We start from the raw sequence: 21652 nt of genomic DNA, 5'->3' as shown, positions 1-21652 counted from the left end.
ACGTCGCCATGGTTCCAGGGTGTGTCCAAGCCGGTCTATGTCGTCACGCGGCCGACACGCGGGAACCAAACCGCCCAAGCTGACGGACGATTGATGGGCCCGGATCACCCCATGTTCGGGCCCATCAGCTGTCTCCGCCCCAAGTCGGCAGTCCGCGCGGTTGCGGTGAACTGTTCACTACGTTTTGCTTCTGGCATGGCGCAGTCCCTACGTCCCCAGGCTCTGGAACATCAGCGCCTGTTCAGAGACATGAGCGTGGAAGCGTTAGCCGAAGCTGTAGGAGTCACTCCGCGTGCCGTACGTCACTGGGAGGCTGGAGCGCGGGCCGTCGGTGACCGGGCTTTCGGCCGACTGCTGGAAGTCTTGCAATGTGGGGCGCAGGTCCTGACGGGGCGCGACCCGGGCACTGAGAGCCTGGCCGACTTGCGCCGTGAGGCGGGCATGAGCACCGAAGAGGCCGCTTCGGCTCTACGACGCAAGCAGGGCGCACGGGGCCTGAATATCAGCGCTGAGAAGATTCGTGACTTGGAGCGTGGCAGACGTGTACGCGGCTGGACGTGGGGGTCCCCAGAGACCCTCGGGCAGGTGGCCCGCATGCTCGCCCAGGTCTATCGGATTCCCGACCGGGTGGTGATGGATGCCTGGCGCCGCAGCCGTCCGGAAGACCCTCTCCCGCTCCTTCCTCTCCGACGTGCTCGTCAGTCGTCTGGGAAGTTGCTGGGTGCCTGGAGTTCCCTCAACGACCGGCAGCGCACCTATCTGACGTGCATCTTCCGGCAGGATCAGGAGGCCGAGGCGGAACAGCGCCACGCCCGTCAGGTGGGTGCGGAGCTACGGCCGGCAGCCGAATGGCGGCGCATGACGTTGGCGCTCTCCGCCTCGTCCGATCTAGTCGGCTATACCCGCATTCAGGAGCGGCTGCGCGAGGCTGGGGTGCACGACCCCGGTGCCGGGTCTTCCGTGGCCGCTTTGGAACGGCGTGGCCTGATCGTTGTGTATCGGGACCGGGTTTACGTCGACGGGCTAGGAGATTTGCCTCGTACCCGGGTGGAGATGACCCGGCCCGGCCGATCGGTGGCCCGAGCGGCGCTAGGTGTTCCCCGCGAGGCGGGACCGCCCGCGCCACTGCTGTCGTCGTGGCTGTGGAAGATCGTGGTCCGTGTCGCGCGCGCTGGGACGCAGGGGGTGGACGGCAGTCTCGCTGGGCGTGGACCGCATTACCTGGCGGTGGGACAAAGTCCTGACGGACGCACCCCGAGCCGGGGCTTCATTGTGTTGCGGCACCCCGACGGGGTGACTCATGGGCCGTACCGGTGGTTCCTTACAGACTCCGGGCAGCACCACATCGACGATCATCTTGACGCTTACCGCAGCTTGTATCCCGGCGTCGATGCCGCGGGCGTCACCGGGAGCTCTGGCTAAGCGTTCTCGGGTTCATTGTCAGTGCCCTGTCGTAGGGTCCAGCCCGTGAAGCAAGCTGAGGGCACAACAGACATTCAGCAGACTCACTCGCTGCTGGAAATCGTCAAGGCATTCGCCGTGTGTGAGCACGCGATGGCCAACGAGGAACTGGATGGGCCGAGACGCCTCGACCGTCTCATGGAGGCCCACGGCATCCTGATGGCGGCCTGCGGCCCGGGCCACCTGATCCCGTTCGATGAACTGATGGGCAGGCTCACCGGCGACCGGGCTGGCTCCCTGGAAGGGCTGCTGCCCGACTGGATCGACAGCGAGGCCCTCGTGGGCGTGCGTCTCATGGACAGCGAGGGTGTGGCCACCGAGGAGGGGTTCGACTTCCGGCACGAAGCCCAGCGCGTCATGCGGGCTGCACAGAAGGTCGGCAAGTTCGCCGGACAGGTGACGAAACCGAAGCTGGATGACGAGTACAGCCAGGAAGCCGTCTTCAGCTCGATCAAGGGCCCCTTCTACGAGAGGCACCGCACCACGCTCGTGGAGAACCCTACGGTGCCGAGTGGCAACCTCGCGGACCTCAACCTGCCTTCGCGGGCAAACGACTTCTACAAGCCGATCCCCCAGTACGCGCAGCACAACGGCTGGTGGTGGCCGTGCCCTGCCTGCAAGTGGCCTATGAAGGTGGCGGCTTCCCGCACGGGCGGACGCACCCGGGGCAGGGTGCGGTGCCTGTACCCCTGGCACGAGGAGACGGGCGCGTCGTACGAGTTCGTCGTGACTGCCCGGAAGAAGACAGCGCCGGTGCTGAGTCCGACGTTTGAATGCCGGGTTCCGTCCGGAAGGTTCGCGCGCCTGTGGACCGGGGCCGTGCCGCGGGTGCCGGAAGCAAAGCCAGCCGCAGAGTACGTGGCGCTGGTAAGGCCCGTGTGGCGCTACACCGTCATCCCCGGCCTCCCCGAGCTGGCCCTGCACCGAGCCGCTGCGGCGGCCCTGGAGGGAACGGCCTGGGAGTCACACCTGTGGCCCAACGGGGACCAGTGCGACCTGTGGATCACCCGCGAAGGTAGGGAGAAGCCACGGTTTCCTGCCGACTTCAAGGACTACACCTGGCCGAATCACCTGGTCAACAAGCTGCACATGGACGGCGGCGATCAGGGTGGCGCGGAGTATCTGGTGGTGCCCGACCATCGCCAGGACCAGGTGGACCAACTCGATGCGGTGTGCCGCATCCACAGGATGAAGGCAGCGATGACGGCGACGGACTACCTGGAGATGGTCATCGGGCAGGTCAAGGAGGACCGGGCATGATCGGGGAGATGACCGGGCAGGAAGCCGGCCTGGCCGGAGCACTCGCGCTGGCCGCGCACTACTTCCCCCGCAAGGACGACGAGGGTCGCATCCTGGCCGGCTTCGAAGAGGCCACATTCTTTGCCTATCGCAAGCCGCAAGCATGGGCGGAATGGTCAAGCCTGCCCATGGCCGAGCGGATTCTGATCCGCCAAGTGATGATCTTGATGGCTCAGGAATGGACGGATGAGAAGAGGATCAGGGCCGCGGTCCTCGCGCTGCTCGGTACCCTGGCTTCCGATCCCGACTTCGCGGACAAGTCGGGTGGGTCGCTTCGGTTGCCATCCGGGGATCCGCATTTGGCGAACGCGGTGATCCCTCGTGTGGGAGGGGACTTCCTCGCTTACGCGCAGCGTGTCACCGGCCCGTTCTTCACCTTCGGCAAGCGTCCCAAGGCGCAGGCGTTCGCGGGCCCGGGAACGCTCAAGACGAGGACGGCGTACCTGGGCAAGGAGCACGGCACGACCAGCAGGGAAATCTATATCCAGGAGACTCCCGACTTCTTTGAAGCACCAGGCCACGAGGTCCTGCCACAGGTGCACACCCGCCCGCAGCGCGACCGGGTCGCGCCGACGGTAAAACAGCTCTTGGACGTCGCCAAGATCCTGAGCGGGCAGGACAAGAGCGTCGCCTACCTGCACAAGGTGCTCAAGCGCTTCTTCAAGAGCATGAAGACCACCGACGGTGCGCTGACGGAACTCGACCTGACTGCCGGAGACCTGCAGGTCCTTAACGCCCCCACCGGAAGCGGGAAGACGGTCCTGGTACGGGTCATGGCTTCCTGGGCGGCGATGAACGGCTGGCGAATTACTCTCGCCGTCACCGATGTGCGCGCCACCTTGGACATGGCCTGGGACATCAACAACGACCTGGCCTACCTGTACCGGAATAAGCATCTCGCCGAGCCCGCTCACTGCACTCCGCTGATGTCTCCGTCGAGCATGCACCGCCGTGCCATGGACTACGCCGCCCTTGGGTCCTCCACCCAGATCGACGAGTGGGACCGGCGCGCCAGGACCGACATCGGGCTTCTGTCGACCGGCTGCGCGCAGCGGGCATTGATGGACCCGCCCACCCTGTATCCGTACGGTGAGGAAAACTGCACCTCGCTGACCTCCGCGGCGACCGGGTCCACGCGACTTACCTGCCCTTTCGCCCCGGTGTGCGGAAAGTTCCAGCAGTTCTATAAGGCCGCCGACGCGGCCGTCATCGTCACCAACCACGCCAACCTGCTGGAAGGCCAGACACGCATCGGCGTCGTCTTGGACGGGCAGGAGTTCCGCGGCAAGGCACGCGGCACCAGGGGCATGAGCGTCCTGGAGATGACGCTGCGAGCCTGTGATGCGCTCGTGATCGATGAGATCGACGCTTTCCAGACGGCCGCCATCAGCAGTTGCACCTCGGACATCACTCTGGCCTCCCGGAAGCGGACGACCGCGCTGCGGGAGATCGACTCCGATGCCAAGAATCTCCCGGTCGTCCATGAGATGGGCCTCGTAGCGCCGGTCAGTCACGCCCGTCTCATGGCCGAGATGCTGCTGCTGTGGCTCTGCTCCGGCAGCGGGCTGAAGATGAACCCGGGCAAAGAGGCGGACAGCCCCGACGGGGCCAGCCGCGACAACACCGGCTGGCGGTTGGCCCGTTCCAGGGACCGCGAAATCCTCCGGATCCTGTTCCCCGACCAGACGGCAGCTGAGGATGTTGCGCCCGAGCTGTTCGCCTTCCTCGACGAGATCATGCCCGCTCCCTGGTACGACTCGGAACCGGATGAGGAGATCGAGCTTCCCGGAGGAGCCGACTGGGACGCCGTCGAAACGGCCCTGACCACACTCACCGCGCAGCGTGGCCAGGATCACCTCACCGATACCCGCGACGCGATGCGCACGCTCCTGCGCGATCTTGTGCCCGATGCGCATCAGCAAGCCGCTGTGGTGAACCTGTTGGTCACCCGCACTGTGCTCCGAGAGCTCGACGGTGCGCTGGACGAGGTGCGCATGCAGGCGCAGACCCTGCGCTACCTCGACCTGGGATCGGTTCGCAAGATCCTCGAAACCATGCGCAGCAGGACGGTCTCCACCCTCTACCCCCTGGCCATGCTGGGCCGCTCCATCCATGGCTACCAGGTGAAGGGCATGGACAACAAGGAGAAGGAAGCGGAGCTCCTGTCCCGTTCCTTCGGCGGCGATCCCCACACCTTCGTCAGCGAACTCGGCGGACTCACGGCCCTGCTGACCGCCGGAGTGCAGCGCCCGGTCATGGGTCTGTCCGCCACCGCTTACTTGCCCCAAGCCGTACAGGAACACATCCATGCCCCGGTCCGCTGGTGGCTTCCCGATACCCGCCCCGAGTCCATCGTCACCGTCGCCACCCCAGTACGGGGCAACAACGGGGACGCCATGAGGGTCGGAGGGCTCCCTCAGGAGCTGAAACCCAAGGCGCTCCGCGATCTTGGCAGGGGCCTGTACGAGCAGCAGCTCGCCAGGCGACTGGCCCGCCTGGAGAAGCAGGAACCGGAACGGGCGCGCGTCATCCTCGCCGTCAACTCCTACGAGCAGGCTGCGCACCTTGCCGCTGGGGTGGCACAGGCCGACGGGCTGAACCACCGGGTCTGCCTGCTGGTGAAGAAGCCGGAGAAACAGCGCTACGAGGAACACCTGCCCGCTCATGTGGACCGGATGGTCCGCGAGGAGCTCAAGGAGTTTCCTGACCGGGGAGAGATCCTCATTGCGCCTCTCGCTGTGATCGGGAGGGGCCTGAACATCGTCGTCGGTACGCGCTCGGCGGTCCGCGACATCTACCTGTGCGTACGGCCCGTTCTCAGCATCGAAGACACCGACTGGCTGCACGCGAGCGTCAACGCCGCCGGATTCAACACCCTTCCTGCCGACGGCAGCGACGAGCCCCTGGCCGTCCTGCGCACAGCGAGCGAAGCCTCCTGGAAGCAGCTCACCAAGATCCTTCGTTCCCCGGCCCGGTTCTCCAACATGGACCACGACCTGCGCAAGGAACTCGTGGCAGGCATGCTCGTTCTGCTCATCCAGCTCGCCGGCCGCGCCCGTCGAGGCGAGACCGACATGACCCTCCACATCGTGGACCACTCCATTCACGACAAGAAGTTCAGCTCCGACCTGGCCACGATCATCGAGCAGATCTATCGCGACTGGACTCCCAATCAGCGCGAAATCATGAATGAGCTCTACGGTCAAGCGCTTCAGGCATTCCTCACCTACGCGGGCCTGGACCAAGAGATGCTCTGAACTGCCCATGCCCGCCTCCTCCTTTCCATGACGGAGGCCGCCCGCATTCCTCTCCCCAGCGGGAGAGACCGAGAGACGAGGTACCCCTGCTCATGGGGCGAAGCAACACGCAGCGGGATCTCACCGCGCACACCACATCGATCCGGTGCACCCAGGAACTTCTGGCCGACATGACCGCCCTGGTCTGGGACTTCGGCGACTACCACTCGCCGATCCGCAGGGCCTGGCGAGAGCTGGGGAGCACGGCAGCAAGAAACGGAAAGTGGATCAAGGATGTTCAGGAGTCTGACCCGTTCCTGGTCCCCTATTCCATCGCTGTCACCGTGCTCCAGCAGATCACCGACGGCTACGTCTACCTGGACAAGTACCTGGCCTTCATGGTGACGCTCAACCCCGTGGAGCCCGAAACCCTCAGGAAGGTCTTCACCTACCTGGAGGGCATCGTCCGTAAGGTCCCGCTGGACGAGATCCCCTTCATGGATCAGCCCACCTTGGCCCGGCTGGTAGCCGAGGCCGCGCCCCGGCGCCTCAGCCTCGCGGAGAACATCCTTCAGCCAGAAGACGGCAAGCCCGCCAGCCCGGACAGCTGGGCATACGAGGCAGTGAAGTGGCACATCGCAAAGAAGCTGGCCTCGAAGTCGTTCCTCGACCAGGAAATCGAGCCAGTCCTTGAGGCGTACGAGGCTGCGGACGGCGAGACGAAGCACCGGACCGCCGACTGGCGGCCCTCTGAAAACATCGCGGCAGTGCAGTACCGGCCGATCAGCACCGGTGACCTGATCGCCTGGGACCAGCCCATCGGCCCGGTTTTCGCCAACCTCGCCCACCCGGTCGACCTTGACGAAGCGATCAAGGCCCTCCCCGAGAACCCCACCCGCAGCCAGGTCCAGTACGCGATGTCTCGCCTGTCGGTGAAGATGGCCACCTACACGGCCGAGCCGAATCCCGTACTGAATCTCGACGCACACATCCGACGCGTCAACAACACGGTGATCCATGCCAGCACCGTCCTCGTGGACCAGGGAGCGGACAGGCCGCTCATGTCCGTGTCCCTGGACGGGCGCGGCCTGCGGCAGACGAACAAGCACGCGCTGGAAATCCTGGCGAAGATGAGCGCCGACCGGTCATCGCTCACTGCTATCGAGAAGCGCGTCGCCGACGAGCGCAACCGGCTGAATGCCAAGGACGAGAACGGCAAGCGGATCGACATCCTGACGCCGCCACCTGGTGCGATCAGGCCAACCATGCCCAAGACAGACTCCTTCGCCGTCGGAACCGGCGCCGGCATCTACCACCTCTCGCTGCTGCGGAACCACGTCCAGCGCGTTCTCGGCGACACAGCCTCCCTGCTCGACCTCAAGTCGAAGGGCAATGTCTTCGGCAAGCGTGCCCACGAGCCCGCCACCACCGCCCAGGCGAAAGAGAAGAAGCAGAAGAAGCAGGACGGCGAGTACGTCGATCTCATCGGCAAGCCCTCTCCCGAGGGCATCCACCGTTCCATTGAGGCGGCCGGGTACAAGAAGCTCCGCATCTTGTGCCTGTGGTACCGGGAAGCGACCCTCACCCGGATGATCCACGGCCTTGCCCACCCTTACGGCCTCGATCCCCACGACATCGACCCTGACCCCAGCGGAGAGAAGTCCTTTCCGCTCGCCGATGGCGTCGAAGCTGTCTTCTGCAACGCCGAGGCCCTGCTGGAGCACGGCCCCGGTACTCAGCGCACCGCCGACGTCCAAACGATCATCAGTAACTTCGCAGAACCCGGGGTTCTCCTCGCCGCGTGGTGCGAAACGGAGATCCCGGTGCGCGGCGAGGAGCACGAGGGCATGAAATCCGCCGAGGTGAAGGCCGCCCTTGCGGAGAACGATGCCAAGCACCAGGTCGTGCGAGAACTCGCCAAGGCCGCAGTGCCGTCTCAGTTCCTCGTCGGCCGCGAGTACGACTCCTTCACCAAGACCTTCAACATCATCAAGAAGCCCGCGAAAGCGTTTGAAGACCACCGCGTCTACATGGGTGTGCTGGACCTCTACCGTTCATGCGGCGTCGTGGACGACCGCTTCGAGCGTGCCCTCTATCCCGACGACGATCCCTACCCGCTGCCCCGCATGGCGTTCTGCGGCATCCACATCCGCAAACAGGCAACAGACCGCAAGTACAAGGGCGCACCCAAAAGGATCATCACCGCCAGTGCGATCGTCCCGTCTCCTGAACCGGGCGGCCCCTGGCGCATGATCGGTTGGAGCAACATCCACCCGCGCTGGGAGCACTACGCCCTCGCGCAGAGCAACTTCCACGCCGCCAACTACCCCCTTCACACAGAGAACGGGGACAGCGACTTCCAGCGCTGGGCGCAGGCCGGCGATGACGTCCGCACCGCCCTCCAAGAGCTCCACGACGAACTCGACGGTCTGCCCTATGCCCTGATGATCGACGGCCACGCGAGCCGCCGCGTATGGCCTGGCCTTCACAACAACAAGCAGGGCCTCGGGAAGGATCCCGACGACCCGCGCCTTTGGCTTCCCGCAAGCGGGCTACCTCAGTCCTGGAACCCGGCCAGCATCATCCGCATGAACTGCGCACAAGCAGAGATGCCCCGTCTGGTCGCCGTCACCGAGAAGCAGAAGAACGGCCAAACCGTCCCGCTCAAGACCTCCAGCGACCTGTACTACCCGGAGGACCGTCCCGAAGGTCACCCGTGGTTCCTGTTCACCGAACCACGCAACTACGGCAAGAAGCGCCACGGTCAGTGGAAGACCCGCTGGCGGGCCAAACCCGGAAAGGCATCGAAGAACGCCGACGAACGCAAGGAAAACGAACTCAACTCACCGTGGTACAGCATGACCACGCGGGAGATCACCCCCATGCACACGCGGGTCGGCTACGACAGAGAGACTCTCGCGGTCGCCGCGGCACGGCTCAGCCACCAGGCACTCTCCTGGGCAGACCGGACGCGATACCCCGCCCCGCTCCACGCCGCGCTCCAGATGGACCTTGGTCACCCCCAGTACCGACGCTCTGAGCCGAAGGACCCCGAGAGCATCGAGATTCTGAAGGAGGCCAGCGGCACTGGCCTGTAGAACATCAGCTTCAGCAAAGGGGCGGGCCCCCTTCGTGCTATGGCACGGCCGCATCGGTGGACCTCGACCCACTAGAGCTCGAGGATCAGCCGATATGCGCCCGAGTCACACTGATATGACCGCGATGGCGACCAGCACACACCGAACTCGAACGTAGGGTCACCCAACTGGCCCGGCTTCATGGCGCGGGAGTACGACTCAGCTGGCGGGGGCACGCAGGAGCCGGTCCCGTGTGCTCTCCGGCAGCACCCGGCGTAGAACCGGTGCTGTGGAGCTGAGCGAGGAGGCGAAGGCGGCAACAAGGCCGTGCGGCACGCTGGCACTGAACGACGCAGCCCACAAGCACGAGGCATCCATCCCGAGCTCAGCCCACGCCTGCCAGCCCGTCGCACCCGGCTCTTCCGCCTCGACCATCAGAGCGCGGGGGTCGGAGTCCTGGATGAGGGGCGGCACCTCGCCGAGGCTGAGGCGGGAAGTGAAGGTGGGATGCATCGCCGCCGCATGCGGTTGATCGGCGTCACGCAGCCAACCATGCGCAGCGACCGAATCGAGCACCACCTCGGGGCCGGCGGACACAGCGCTGGGCTGGCCGCATGCGTCGAGCGCCACGAGAAAGTCGGCGATGAACTCACCCGGGACGTCGCGGGTGAAGTAGGCGGACCAGTCCGCGAGCGGACTGCTCACATCCGAACGGGCCGACACCTGCCACGCGATCGGCAGCCCACCAAGATGGAATGGCTCGTCCGGCAGGACCCACTGAGCCCACCGAAGGCCGTCGGGACTGATGTGCAGGACCGTGCTGCGCAGCACCTGATGGTCCTCCAGCGGCTCGTCGAGCTCACGGCGCCCGCGAACGACGGTCAGGCTCGTCCAGCCGATGTCGGCGAGACGGTCCGCGACGGCATCGTAGGGACGTCCGTCATCGCCGGCCAAGTGCCGGGGACCGACCCAATACGCGGACGAAGCATCAATCGCAACGGATGGATCGAACGGGAAATCCGGACTCAGGAGCGCCTCCAAAGGCATGGGAGTAGATCTTCTGCCCGCAGAGGAAGCGGGCGGGGTGCCAGGGGGCGACACGGCAAAGTAATCGGCGGCGGGAATCCAGGGCTTACCGGAGCCACTGCCATTACTCCGAACCACGTGACCTGAAGATCTCCGGGAAGGTCGTTTACCTTGACATGCCTTGCCCCGCGTGGCCAGTCTTTCTGCGAATAATCCTGTCTGCCGCCGGCGAACTCCGCTTTTCCAGCGAGAGGTTCGGGTGTCGGTCGCGGTTCGGTGGTTAAGGTGCCAGTGGCTATTTGACGCCTGCTTTGCGGAACCGATCGGGGAAACTGCCCCAGGTGAGTGGCTCGATCCGCCAGGGATTTTCCGTCAGATGCCCAGTTCCTGCTCGATCGCCATGGTCACGGCTGGCCATGGAACATTCGGTTCACCGAACAGTCGCCAGTAGCGGTACGACGCGCGAACCAGGGAGCTGACGCCCAGCCTCGCCGCGTCGGGGTCGACCGTACCGATCACCCGGCGGGTGATTCCACCAGCCCCTCGCGCGGCAGGACGAACGCCGTGCGCGAGGAGAAGAGTGGCCGTGCGGACGGCATCCAGAGTCGGCGGTGGCGACAGGGACGCGAATCTACCGAAGACAAGGTCGTTCCACCCCTGCCTCGTCCGTGCCCAGGCCAGGCGTTCCAGCCCGGTGCCGAGGTCTACTGCCATGCGCGCGGGGTTGTCGACGTTCCAAAGGAGGACGATGTCGCCGAGTGGCAGGTCGAGGTGGTTGAAGCGAAGGGTGATGCCTTCGACTTGGCGGCGCCTCCATGCTGAAAGCTTGCCGTGGATGCTGATGTGGCGCGCGTGGAAGCCTAATTGCGACAGCACGCTGAGCCAGCCGTCCAAGATGGCTCCGTACTCGTCCAGGCGCTGAATCGGCTGGACACGGGAAACGTTGACGAACGAGGTCAGAAACCCTTCCCGGAGGGCACCCGATGTGTCCCGCTGCCCGGTGAATCGGACAACAGGCTGTGGCAGGAAGCCGCTACGGTATGTCAGCGGGCGCCCGTCCTTAAGGAGGGGGTCGAGAGCTTGGACGGCTGAGATCGTCAGCTCGGTCTCGCGGCCCCATCGAAGTGGCAGACAGGCGGCCTGTGGGACGCTCTGAGCCGCGAAGCCCGCCTTCAGCCCCGCCAGCAGCTCCTCCCACGACGGGGCGCGGCGAGGAGGGCAGTACGGAGATCCCCTGTGCGCGTGCTCGATCGTGATCCGCCCGTCGGAGGCAGAGAACTCCCATTGATTACCGAGGACTTGCCGTAGCACTGCAGGTAAGTCGTCCTCCGGAGGGGTTGACGCTCCGAGCGCGTGTTCCCTGGTCCAATGCGTCAGCATGACCGAGTCGACATCGCCGTGAAGTGGCGGGCCGGATCGAAGCGATGCATCCCGATCTCCTGGACCTCCGTGTGGTTGAGGTCCTCGGCCTGTTCGATCGCCAGGGCCAGAAGTTCCGATGCTGTCTCGTCGCTCTGGTCAGGGTGGGCCACCGCAATCACGCCCGTCTGATCGCACAGGGCCGCCTCGGCGCAGGTTCCCTCGCGCCACGTGAGCGCGGCCATGGGGGTGCCGGCACGGAGAGACTCCCCGAAGACTGCGGCGCCAGCCTCCACATACGTACGGGCGTAGGTGTAGACGAAGACGGAGGCGTCGCGGATAGCGGCGGTCTTGGCGGGGCCGCCGAGTTCGCCGACCCACTTCACGTGGCTGGCGCTGAAGAGGCGTTCGTGGCGTAGCACGTATGCCTCGTCGAAGACCGGGCCGACGATCTGTATTCGGCGGCCGAGCATCTGGGCGGCCCGGACTGCGATGTGCGGCGCCTTTTCCTCGTCTATGCGGCCGAGCCACACGAGGTCACTCCCTGCCACCGCCAGCGGCTCGTCCTCATCCAGGCCGAGGTGGACAGCGAGTTCAGGGATCGGCTGATGCTCTGCGTACCGCTCGATCATCTCGGGCGAGTAGCAGTAGAGCCGTGACCGCTTGCCGTCGAAGGCCGTGTCGGCGTGCCGGAAGACGGGTGAGTGCTGGAACGTGGCGACGTCGCAGTTCAGCTCGTTCCAGGTGCGCGTCCAGGCCGGCAGCGACGGGTATTCGTGCCCCCCGATCAGCAGGTCGTATCCGGCGCTTCGCAGATCGCGCGAGGCGAGCGATCCGGTGATGATGTCCTCTAGGCGGACCGGCTTGCGGACCCAGTCGTGCTCCAGGTCAGTGAGCCAGCCCGGCCCAAGAAGGTGTACGTCGGCGCCTGCGGCTCGGGCGCCTACGGCGACCGCCCACAGCCATCGTTCGATCCCGCCGTATCCGGCGGGTGGAAAGGCGTAGCTACCAGGGAAGTCGCAGACGCCGACGAGCACGTTATGCCTCCGGTGTTCCGTCCGCCGAGATACGGCGGAAGCCGAGGTACGGGAAGAGCGATTCGGGCAGGACGAGGGAGCCGTCCTCCTGCTGGGACTGTTCGAGAAGCGCGGCGACGGTTCGGCCGACGGGGAGGCCGGAGCCGTTGAGCGTGGCGACGAGCTTGGGCTTGCCGTCCTCACCGCGGGTGCGAATGTTCGCGCGGCGGGCCTGGAACGTGCCGAAGTTGGAGATCGAGGAGATCTCGCGGTACGTGTTCTGGCTCGGGATCCAGACCTCGATGTCGTACGTGAGCTGGGCGGAGAAGCCCGTGTCGCCGGCAGGGAGAGTGACGACCCGATAGGCGAGGCCGAGTTCCTTCAGGCACGCCTCGGCATGGCTGACCATCTTCTCCAGCTCGGCGTCAGCGTCCTTCGGGTCGACGATCCGGACCATCTCCACCTTGGAGAACTGGTGCTGGCGGATCAGGCCCCTGGTGTCGCGCCCGTACGATCCGGCCTCCGAACGGAAGCAAGGCGTGTGCGCGGTGAGCGCCAGTGGCAGCTCGGCGGGAGGGATGATCTCGTCGGCGTAGAGGTTGGTCAGCGGCACTTCGGCGGTCGGGATCAGGAACAGCTCTCGGTCGGCGACGCCCGTCTTGAACAGGTCCTCCTCGAACTTCGGCAGCTGCCCGGTGCCGGTCATGGTCTTGCGGGTGACCAGGTAGGGGACCGCGTACTCGATGTACCCGTGCCGGCGGGTGTGGAGGTCGAGGAAGAGCGTGGCCAGGGCGCGCTCCAGCGCTGCTCCGGCGCCGCGGGAGACCGCGAAACGGGGGCCTGAGAGCTTCGTCCCCCGTGCGAAGTCGAGGATGCCGGTGGTCTCGCCGAGGTCGACGTGGTCCTTCGGCTCGAACGGGAACGCGGGCGGTGTGCCGACGCGCCTGACCTCGACCGCGAACTCATCGGAGTCACCATCGGGTGCCGCATCGTCCGGCAGGTTCGGAATGCTGAGAAGGAGGTCGCGGAGCTGCTCCTGGACCTTCTCCTGCCCGGCCTCGATCTCGCGGATCTCGTCCTTCAGCTCGCGAGCGCGCTCCTTCAGTTTGGCGATGTCACCGCCCTGTTTGGCCGTCTGCTGGACCTCGCTCGCCACCCGCTTCGACTCCGCCCGCAGCTCGTCGGCCGAGCGGATGTTCTGGTTACGCCGGGACTGGAGGTCCTCCAGCGCGGGCAGGTCCAGTGTGTAACCGCGACGAGCGAGCCGACGAACCGCTTCGGCACCCATTTCAATCAGGGCGCGGGCATCATGCATGAGGAAGATCCTTCTGATCCGGCGAGTGGGATGCGGATTCGACGGTAGCAACCGCCGAGCCTCCATCGATCCGCAATATGGACGCGCCACCGTGGTCGTCGGCTTCTTGGTGCGCGTCTCGGTCGAGATCACTCAGCAGCGCCGTGATCCAGACGGGCAGCTCGTCGTCAGCTATGGCGATTGGCTCGACGTAGGGCGCCTCTGGAAAGAAGAGCGGCATGGCCTCGTTCGAGCAGCGGCTCTTGTGCCAGAGGAGCACGGAGATCAGCAGGCCATGCCCCACGAGGACACGGGGCCCCGGGTGCTCCAGGGCAGCGAGCACTCCCGTGAGCATTCTCCGGATGCCCTCTCGCTGAGATTCGGTTCCGCCCTCTGGGCGCTTGGCCGTGCCATGGCCGTCAAGCCAGACCGCGTATTCCAGGAACGGGCTGCCTTCGAAGATCCCGTAGTCGAGTTCGTTCAGGTGAGGGTCGATGACGAGCACCGCTGCGGGAACACCCATCAACAGAGACGCTGTCTGCTGAGCGCGTGGGAATTCGCTGGTCAGCCACGTCCGCACGGTGTGGAGAGGGAGGGTCGACCAACCTCGGCTCAGCGACTGCCGCCCCTCCTCAGTCAACTGGATGGGCTTGGACGGGTCGCCATTGACCAGATACCGCCTGCTGTAGTTCGTCTGCCCGTGGCGGAGGATGTAGGTGGTCACGAGTCCCTCCTTGGGATCGACGGTGAAAGTTTGGAGAGCACTCCCGACATGCGTTGTGCCCTCGGGTCTCCGGCCTCGATGTAGAAGAGGAGTCCGTCGACGGCCAGTGCTCTGCACCATGGCGCGAGTACCGGAACGGGGATTCGGGAGATGCGGGCGGCAGAGGCGAGCCGCCTGTCGGTTCCATGTCCGAGGTCGTAGTAGACGGTCCAGAAGGCCCAGTCGAACACCGCGTCGCCCACCATAGGCAGAGGATCGAGCAGGCGTGGGAGGCCCATCCAGTCGAAGGGCACGTTCTCGCGGTACAGGTCCGCGTGCAGGACGGTCGTGCGGCCTGCGTCTTCCTTCAGGTCGGCAAGTGACGGGCATACGGCGTCGATGAGGGGACGCCATGCACCGAGGCGGACTGTCTGTATCCGTTGCTCGATCCGGGGCAGCATTTCCGTTCGCAGATGGTCTGCGAGCAGAGGGAGGCCGGTGGGCCGGTTTCTGCGCCGACCAAGGGTGTGCAGCCCTTGGAGGGCGGCGGCAACCATCTGCATTTCGCGTGCTGGCCGCTCCGCACCACCGGGGCGGCCCCCCACCAGTTCCAGTGCGGCAACCCCAAGATCGTTAGCCATCTCGACAACGTCCGCAGTGGGGCCGCCGGCCCACAGTTGCAGCGCGCTGATCTCGTGCCGGTACCGAGCAGGGTCAGTCCATGCCTTGAGGAGCAGCGGACGGCCGTCGGAGGAGGTCGCCAACGCGATCACAGAGGCGTGTCCGGCGTCGTAGTAGCCGCCGAGGGAGAGCTTCCAGCGCTCTGCGGCCTGTTCCAGCAGACCAGGCGCCACGTCCAGCCAGGCTTGGACCCCTGGCCCGTAATGCGCGAGCAATCGCTGTCGGCACCCTGTGGGAATCTCTCCGAGCGTCCGCGTCCTCATCAGCTCAGCACGATCCCGTCAGAAACGAGCTCATCTGTGAGGGCCGGGAACTCGCCGAGAGCCTCCGTGACCAGCGCCTGCACCTTGTCGACCTCGGCGTCAGGCGAGGACAGGCGGACGAGGATGCGCCAGGGTTGATCGAGCCGCTGGCCTGTGGTGCTCACCAGATGAACTTCGGCGTGCCCTCCGGTTGCCTCGTGAAGCCGGCTGGCGAGTCGCTGCGCAGCCACGTTGTAGAGCTTGCCGACGTGGTAGACGGGATTCTTGCCATTGGCACCCTCCAGGTTCATCGGCCGTAATGGCGTGATCAGCCCGTTTACGCGGTTGCCGCGCCCCACCACGCCCTCGTCACCGGATTCGATCGAGCTGCCGGAGTAGGTCAGGTACAACTCGTCCTTCTCCGGGACATCGCGTGCGTTCAATCGGAAGCGGGCCTTGGAGCCGGGCAGTCGAAGGTCGGCAAGCCGGTAGCACTCAGCGAGGACACTCTCGGTGTTTCCGACGTACTCCGCACGGCTGCCGACGTGGCGCGACTTCTGGGGGACGCACAGCACGACGTCCGCCTGCTCGCCGTCCCAGTACCCCATGAGCTTGACGTCCGAGCCGCACCACGCGCGCGGGAGGGTGAACTCGCTCTCGCCGGAGAAGTGGTCCACCAGCTCACGGACGAAGGACTCGAAGGGGTTCTCCGGCGCCCAGCCAGTGCCGAGGGAGGTGTCGTTCGAGAGCCGCACACGCCGCTCGCGAAGATCGTCTATGGAGCGTGGGTTGAACCAACGGGTTCGGTCCGGCACCGCGTCGCCGGTGAGGACGGCGCCTGGACTCGAATTGCTGGTGATGTTGAAGGTGATGTCGAGGTGCTCCGAGACCTCGGCGAGCCGCTCGGCGAAGAACGCCCGAACCTCGGCTTCCACGATCTCCGTGACCGGGATGCGCTCTCCAGCGCAGGCTGGTGCCGCCCTCCCGTTGACCAGGACCCGCACCGGCGACGTCATCCCACCTCCCCCGTAGCGGACCTCGCTGGCCCCACCGAGGAGGGCGAGCTTGTCGAAGTTGTGGTGCAGCACGGCGCCGAAGCGCTCAACGGTGTAGCGGCTGTAGGCGCGCGACAGTCGCTCGGCAAGATGGTCGGCAAGGGTGTCCGGGTGGCCGAGTCCTTTGCGTTCCACGATGGTCGTCGCGTCCGGCTGGGCCATGCCGGTGTCGATGACGAGATGGCTGTTGTCGATGGTCGTGCTCGTACGAGGCATCACGAACTCCCGTTCAAGGGGGCAGAAGCGGATGAGTACAGGCGTCAGCACGCCTGGACGAGCGATGAAGCGTGGATTCAGCGAGGAACGCCGGCACTGCGGAGGCGGAGGATGGCGTGAGCTAGAGACTTGTACGCCGAGGCGGCCTGCTCTTCGGCCGCAAGTCGGTATACATGGTGGGCAGTGACGCGGCCGGTGTCGTCGGGACGACGCCGGTCGAGCCAGAGGAGCAGTCGCCAGGCGAGAACCGGCCCGCTGAACGGCAGTCGGGTCACGAGATCGATCGGGATACGTCCGGGTGGCACGCCCTCGTACAGCAGGTCGCGTATGAGGTGGAAGACCACGTCGGTGTAGTCCAGGACGGCCGGCCCACGGGCGCTCGCCTCCCAGTCGACGACGTGCAGGCGAGCGCCATCGACAGTAGGTGCTCGGCCTTGAGGTCACCGTGCAGGTGAACGACCGGGTGCGCATCAATAGCTTGAAGGGCCGTGCGCAGCACCACCCACCAGGGCAGTCGCTGACAGCGAGGAGAGAGCTGGTCCAGAAGGAACTGGCGGGGCGAATCAAGATCGGCATGCCTCGCTTCCCACCCGGATCCTGAAGTGAGACCAGCAGTGGACCGGTGCAGTCGTCCACTCACAGCCACGATGTGACCGATGTATTCCTCAATTGCCTCGTGCGTGCCTATCGAGCACGGCGTCCCAGCCACCGACCGGAAAGCTGTCCACGATCCGGCTTCACCCCTCCCCGTGGCCAGGACGGGTGGAACCGGGATTCCCCGTAGGATGGCGCGCTTGATCGTCGCGACCTCGCGCCGACGCCGGCCCTCGGGATCGACGCCCACGTAAACCTTCAGGAATGCACTGCCGTCCGTGGCGCGCCGCGTTTCGGAGTACGGCTTGAGGGCTGCCGGTCCGAACGGGCCGAGATCATGCTCGATCCACGGCTCCCCCATGTTTGCGCTGCCCATGTTTCTCACCTCCATCCTGCCGATGCCACTGTGAGTGAGCTGGTCGTCACCGCCGCCAACGTGGCTGTGCCGGGTAGTCGCTGTTCGCAGCCGCTTGCTGCTGGGCTTGCGGAAGTGCCATCATCCTGGTCCGCCAGGTCCTATTCGAGGGCCCTGACAGGTCATCAAGAGGACAACTACAGGGCTTTCTTGCTTGCCCTTGGATGATTTTGCGCCGTGGCGGGGACATCGCGTGTCACTCTCTGACGAGAGTTCATCCCCGAGGAGATCCATGTCCCGTCCCGCTGGCAACACCCGACTCAAGGCCGCCCGCATGGCCGCCGGATACAACTCCCAACAAGCCCTGGCTGACGCCATCACCAAGGCCGCACCCAAGCTCGGCATCCGAGGACTGGCCGTCGGCGTCCGACAGATCCGACGCTGGGAGTCCGCCACACCGCCCTGGCCCCAGCCCGACGTTCACCGAGTCCTGACCCACCTGTTGGGCCAGAGCATGGAGGACCTCGGCTTCACCCCGCCCTGGGGGGTTGAAGGGCGCCAGCCCGAAACGACAGCCAGCCATTCCTCACACCGACGCCTGCCCAGAGCGCGGCTGGCCTCAGTCCCCGCTCAGTCCACCACCGCGACGCAGCCGGTCACCGTTGGCAAGGACTTCGAGGCCGTCACCCGTTCCCACCGACACCTGTACTGGTCGGTGGCGCCGGCCACCCTGCACCCAGCAGTCATGGAACACGCCCGGCTCGGTTGTGCTCTGCTGCCCGAGACAGCGAACCCCACCCGCAGGATCCTCGCTGCTGCCCTGGCCGAGTCCTACCTGCTCGCCGGCCGCATCGAATTCTTCGACCTACGCCAGCCCGACCAGGCGTCCGACACCCTCCTGCGCGCACTCCAGGCCGCAGGCGAAGCAGACGACTCACTCCTCGGATCGGCAGTCCTCGCTCACATGGCCTTCATACCTGGGTGGGCAGGAGACAAGGATGCGGCGGTCGAGCGCATGGTCGCTGCCCGCACCTACGCACGCCGCGAAGACGCCTCCTCGGAACTCTGGGCCTGGCTGGATGCCGTTGAGGCCGAGTGCGAGACCCGCTGCGGGAATCCGCGGACCGCGCTACAACTGATCAGCCACGCGGAGGACACCCTCGCGGCAGGCTCCGATCACCCCACACCGATCTGGATGGACTGGTTCAGCCCCGTCCGCCTGGCTGCCTTCAAGGGAAATACACAGCTCAAGGCCGGCCACTTGCCCCAAGCGCGGGAAACCCTCGGCCAGGTCCTCGACGACCTGCCGCCTACATCCGACAAGCAACGCACCGTCATCCTCGGCGACCTCGCCGCGGTCGAAGCTGCGGACAACCGACCTGAGGAAGCATGCCGGTACGCAACCCAGGCGCTCGACCAACTCGCCGTCACCTGGTACGCCACCGGCATGGACCGCGTCCGCGAGGTCCGGCGCACGCTCACTCCCTGGCAGAACGAGCAATGCGTCCGTGACCTCGACGACCGCCTCTACGACTGGGGTACGACAGTCAGCGCTCTCCAGCGTTGAACTTAGCGATCTTCTCTGGCAGCTCCGACAACGAGTCGATCCGCATCGTCGTAATCGCGTCGGCGTCCGGATCACGCTGCTGGATCGTGCCCCAGGGCCCACGCCTGATCAGCGCGGTTAGCAGGCCCGCCTGCACCGCCGGGCGGATGTCGTTGTCGAGCCGGTCACCGACGTACAGAATCTCGCCCGGCTCGGCAGGCGTCGCATCGATGACGTGCTCGAAGAAGGCCACATCCGGCTTCGAGGCTCCCCAGTCATCGCTGGTTGCGATCAGATCAGAGGGCAGATCCAGGCCGCGCAGTAGTCCGCCGGCCCGGACGGTCTGATTCCCTGCGATGCCCACCCACAGGCCCGCGTCTCGCAACGCTGTCAGCGTGGGCCGCACATCCAGGTAGAGATCATCTTCACCAAACCACTCAGGCTTCCCTGCCGCCGCACGCTTCTCCCGTGCCTCAGCCAGATCGAACCCGGGCTGGAACTCCTGGAACGTCTCGCGGTAGTCCCGCCCCTGCGCGATGACCGCTCCGAACATCGCCGCGAAGGTATGCCGCGGCACCCCCAGCCAGTCCGCCCAGGTTCCGTATTCCCGGGTCTCATTGACGAGGCACTCACCGACGTCGAACACCACAGCACGAATCATGCTCGGAAGATTAGACGGTGCCGGCCGCGTAGAGGCGGACACGGAGACGGTCCTCCTGGCCGAGGTTACGCAGGCGCCTCCAGACCGAAGCCTGTCGAGTGTTCAGAGTCCGGGGTCAAGGTTCACGCTAACTCAGTCCGGAACCACCAGCATTCGCCCCATGTCTCCATTATCATCAGTCCGGGCGGGGAGTTGTCGTGTGCGTAAGCCGACAGAGCAGAGGGCATTCCCCGGTCTCTGCGGTGTTCGCTCGCTTGGTTCTCTGGATCACGGGGCTGCCGCACACCGTGAAGGGACCCTGTCGGGGAGCATGCTGGAACCACCCATGACGTACGACATCGCGGCCCCTGAACCCGCAGGCATGGTGGCCTCGCTCAGCTCTTTGGGTTACTCACTGCCCGCTGCCATCGCGGACCTCGTGGACAACTGCATCTCGGTGGACGCCCGCAACATCGACGTCGAGTTCACCTGGGCAGGACAGGACTCGTGGATCGCGGTCATCGATGATGGCTGGGGCATGGCTGTTGAGGAACTCGTCACGGCCATGACCGTCGCGGCTCGCGGGCCCGCGACGACGCGCTCCTCCACCGACTTGGGTCGCTTCGGTGTCGGTCTGAAGTCGGCCTCGTTCTCACAGGCGAGGCAGCTCACCGTGTCCACCGCCACCGCCGGGGAGTGGCACACCCGCACGTGGGACCTCGACATCGTCGAGCAGTTCGGCGAATGGCGACTGCTCCACGGAGCCGACGACGCCACCACAGCTGTGCTTGACAAGGTCCGAGGCGCCGCCGACCACGGCACCGTCGTGCTCTGGCGACGGCTCAACGGCTACCACGGCGGCGCTTTCAGCGAGGACGACGAGCACACCCAGAAGCAGTTCTACGCCGAGGCGGTCCGCGCGGAGTCTCACCTCGGCATGGTCTTCGCCCGATTCCTCACCGGGAGCCGACGCCGTAACCTCCGAGTCTCCGGGACCTCGGTTGAACCTTGGGATCCGTTCATGGGCAACCACCCTTCGGTTCAGCGACTCCCCACTGAGGAACTGCCGATCGGCGGCCGTTCTGTACGGGTCGAGGCGTTCATCCTCCCAAGCGCCCACCGGCTCACATCGGAGGAGTACGCCAGAGCCGCGGGACCACAGGGCTGGCTCGACCAGCAGGGGTTCTACGTCTACCGCCGGAACCGCCTGATCTTGGCGGGCGACTGGCTGGGGCAACGTGGGATGCGACGCGAGGAGAAGTACAACCTGGCTCGGATCGCCGTCGATATCCCGGCCGAGACGGACGCCGAGTGGGGCGTCGACGTGAAGAAGTCGAGCGTCATCCCGCCCGTCGGTCTCCGCCCGCATCTGAACCGCATCGCGCGGCAGGCGCGGACAAGAGCCGCGGACGTACTGCGGCACCGAGGGCAGGTCGCTGCGCGTACACACGGCGATCCCCTGTCGTACGCATGGACCGTGCGTCGGCCAGATGGCAGGGTCACGTGCAAGATCAACCGCAGCCACCCACTAGTTCAGGCAGCTCTGAGACCTGGCGGCAACACCGCGTCCGACGTGCGCGCGTTGATCCGTCTCTTGGAGGAGACGGTGCCCGTTGCCGCCCTCCGTGTGATGCACGAGACGGACACCAGCGACGACCCGGAGCCGTTCGGTGGACCGGGGCCCGCCGACGCCGCCGCTATCGAGGTCGCGCAGCGCATCTACGAGTCGTTGGTCTCCGGCGGCCGTTCACCGGCTGCCGCGCGCGACAGATTGCGCACCATGCCGCCCTTCGACCAACTACAGGGCTTCTGGAACAAGTAGTCCCGCTGACAGTGGTCGCCTCTACTCTCC

At 65.8% G+C, this 21652-nt stretch carries 16 protein-coding genes and 1 pseudogene; 7 read left to right on the top strand and 10 right to left on the bottom strand.

Going from position 1 to position 21652, the window contains the following annotated elements; genetic code table 11:
• Window positions 1-93: 93 nt before the first annotated feature.
• The 5 genes and pseudogenes from ACWD04_RS18990 to ACWD04_RS18970 all read left to right on the top strand — a co-directional run.
• Window positions 94-366: pseudogene (locus ACWD04_RS18990) on the top strand (helix-turn-helix domain-containing protein); the annotation flags it as partial.
• 219 nt (window positions 367-585) lie between these two features.
• A complete protein-coding gene (locus tag ACWD04_RS18985; RefSeq protein ID WP_451133541.1) occupies window positions 586-1422 on the top strand; it encodes a hypothetical protein in 837 nt (278 codons plus the stop codon).
• Between the two features lie 45 nt (window positions 1423-1467).
• On the top strand, window positions 1468-2721 hold the full coding sequence (locus ACWD04_RS18980) for a restriction endonuclease-related protein (protein WP_451133280.1): 1254 nt from the start codon (window positions 1468-1470) through the stop codon (window positions 2719-2721).
• Complete coding sequence (locus ACWD04_RS18975) at window positions 2718-6017, top strand: hypothetical protein (protein WP_451133278.1); 3300 nt, start codon at window positions 2718-2720, stop codon at window positions 6015-6017. Before ACWD04_RS18980 ends, ACWD04_RS18975 begins: the two co-directional genes overlap by 4 nt.
• A 92-nt stretch (window positions 6018-6109) precedes the next feature.
• Window positions 6110-9094 carry an RNaseH domain-containing protein gene (locus ACWD04_RS18970; protein ID WP_451133276.1) on the top strand — a complete coding sequence of 995 codons (2985 nt, stop codon included), beginning with the start codon at window positions 6110-6112 and terminating at the stop codon, window positions 9092-9094.
• Between the two features lie 198 nt (window positions 9095-9292).
• Here ACWD04_RS18970 and ACWD04_RS18965 read toward each other — a convergent pair whose 3' ends face one another.
• The 9 genes from ACWD04_RS18965 to ACWD04_RS18925 all read right to left on the bottom strand — a co-directional run bounded on the left by ACWD04_RS18965 (window position 9293) and on the right by ACWD04_RS18925 (window position 17620).
• Window positions 9293-10114, bottom strand: coding sequence for a DUF317 domain-containing protein (locus ACWD04_RS18965; protein WP_451133520.1), 822 nt, complete (start codon window positions 10112-10114; stop codon window positions 9293-9295).
• 357 nt (window positions 10115-10471) lie between these two features.
• Entirely contained in the window at window positions 10472-10993 is a 522-nt protein-coding gene (locus tag ACWD04_RS18960) for a hypothetical protein (protein ID WP_451133274.1), read from the bottom strand.
• A 479-nt stretch (window positions 10994-11472) separates the two neighbouring features.
• Window positions 11473-12495, bottom strand: a complete 1023-nt coding sequence (locus tag ACWD04_RS18955; RefSeq protein WP_201104473.1) for a glycosyltransferase family protein — start codon at window positions 12493-12495, stop codon at window positions 11473-11475.
• A 1-nt stretch (window position 12496) separates the two neighbouring features.
• Complete coding sequence (gene serS / locus ACWD04_RS18950; protein WP_201104471.1) at window positions 12497-13789, bottom strand: serine--tRNA ligase; 1293 nt, start codon at window positions 13787-13789, stop codon at window positions 12497-12499.
• The gene (locus tag ACWD04_RS18945) at window positions 13782-14492 is read right to left on the bottom strand and encodes a histidine phosphatase family protein (RefSeq protein WP_356532329.1); all 711 of its coding nucleotides are present in this window, start codon (window positions 14490-14492) and stop codon (window positions 13782-13784) included. The genes serS and ACWD04_RS18945 overlap by 8 nt, the downstream gene beginning before the upstream one ends.
• Window positions 14489-15325, bottom strand: a complete 837-nt coding sequence (locus tag ACWD04_RS18940; RefSeq protein ID WP_307823863.1) for an aminoglycoside phosphotransferase family protein — start codon at window positions 15323-15325, stop codon at window positions 14489-14491. Before ACWD04_RS18940 ends, ACWD04_RS18945 begins: the two co-directional genes overlap by 4 nt.
• A gap of 89 nt (window positions 15326-15414) precedes the next feature.
• Window positions 15415-16665 (bottom strand): methionine adenosyltransferase, encoded by a 1251-nt coding sequence (locus ACWD04_RS18935; protein ID WP_201104511.1) that lies wholly within the window; start codon window positions 16663-16665, stop codon window positions 15415-15417.
• Between the two features lie 77 nt (window positions 16666-16742).
• Window positions 16743-17009 (bottom strand): hypothetical protein, encoded by a 267-nt coding sequence (locus ACWD04_RS18930; RefSeq protein ID WP_451133539.1) that lies wholly within the window; start codon window positions 17007-17009, stop codon window positions 16743-16745.
• The gene (locus ACWD04_RS18925) at window positions 16937-17620 is read right to left on the bottom strand and encodes a phosphotransferase (protein ID WP_451133518.1); all 684 of its coding nucleotides are present in this window, start codon (window positions 17618-17620) and stop codon (window positions 16937-16939) included. Before ACWD04_RS18925 ends, ACWD04_RS18930 begins: the two co-directional genes overlap by 73 nt.
• Before the next feature lie 286 nt (window positions 17621-17906).
• Here ACWD04_RS18925 and ACWD04_RS18920 point away from each other — a divergent pair, with 286 nt between their 5' ends.
• The gene (locus ACWD04_RS18920; RefSeq protein WP_327390257.1) at window positions 17907-19181 is read left to right on the top strand and encodes a transcriptional regulator; all 1275 of its coding nucleotides are present in this window, start codon (window positions 17907-17909) and stop codon (window positions 19179-19181) included.
• Here the strand turns inward: ACWD04_RS18920 and ACWD04_RS18915 are convergent.
• Entirely contained in the window at window positions 19162-19821 is a 660-nt protein-coding gene (locus ACWD04_RS18915; protein ID WP_201104459.1) for an HAD family hydrolase, read from the bottom strand. The genes ACWD04_RS18920 and ACWD04_RS18915 overlap by 20 nt on opposite strands.
• A 325-nt stretch (window positions 19822-20146) precedes the next feature.
• On the opposite strand from ACWD04_RS18915, the gene ACWD04_RS18910 reads away from it, so the two are divergent.
• Window positions 20147-21622, top strand: coding sequence for an ATP-binding protein (locus ACWD04_RS18910; protein WP_451133516.1), 1476 nt, complete (start codon window positions 20147-20149; stop codon window positions 21620-21622).
• The last annotated feature ends 30 nt before the right edge of the window (window positions 21623-21652 follow it).

This window comes from Streptomyces sp. NPDC002911 (assembly GCF_053591835.1).
This window is presented reverse-complemented; position numbering and strand designations above follow the sequence as displayed.

Excerpts from the sequence above, each read along its gene's own strand:
- ACWD04_RS18975 (WP_451133278.1), top strand. The coding sequence starts at position 2,718 with ATGATCGGGGAGATGACCGGGCAGGAAGCCGGCCTGGCCGGAGCACTC.
- ACWD04_RS18970 (WP_451133276.1), top strand. The coding sequence starts at position 6,110 with ATGGGGCGAAGCAACACGCAGCGGGATCTCACCGCGCACACCACATCG.
- serS (WP_201104471.1), bottom strand. The coding sequence starts at position 13,789 with ATGCATGATGCCCGCGCCCTGATTGAAATGGGTGCCGAAGCGGTTCGT.
- ACWD04_RS18935 (WP_201104511.1), bottom strand. The coding sequence starts at position 16,665 with ATGCCTCGTACGAGCACGACCATCGACAACAGCCATCTCGTCATCGAC.
- ACWD04_RS18925 (WP_451133518.1), bottom strand. The coding sequence starts at position 17,620 with ATGGGGGAGCCGTGGATCGAGCATGATCTCGGCCCGTTCGGACCGGCA.
- ACWD04_RS18920 (WP_327390257.1), top strand. The coding sequence starts at position 17,907 with ATGTCCCGTCCCGCTGGCAACACCCGACTCAAGGCCGCCCGCATGGCC.
- ACWD04_RS18915 (WP_201104459.1), bottom strand. The coding sequence starts at position 19,821 with ATGATTCGTGCTGTGGTGTTCGACGTCGGTGAGTGCCTCGTCAATGAG.
- ACWD04_RS18910 (WP_451133516.1), top strand. The coding sequence starts at position 20,147 with ATGACGTACGACATCGCGGCCCCTGAACCCGCAGGCATGGTGGCCTCG.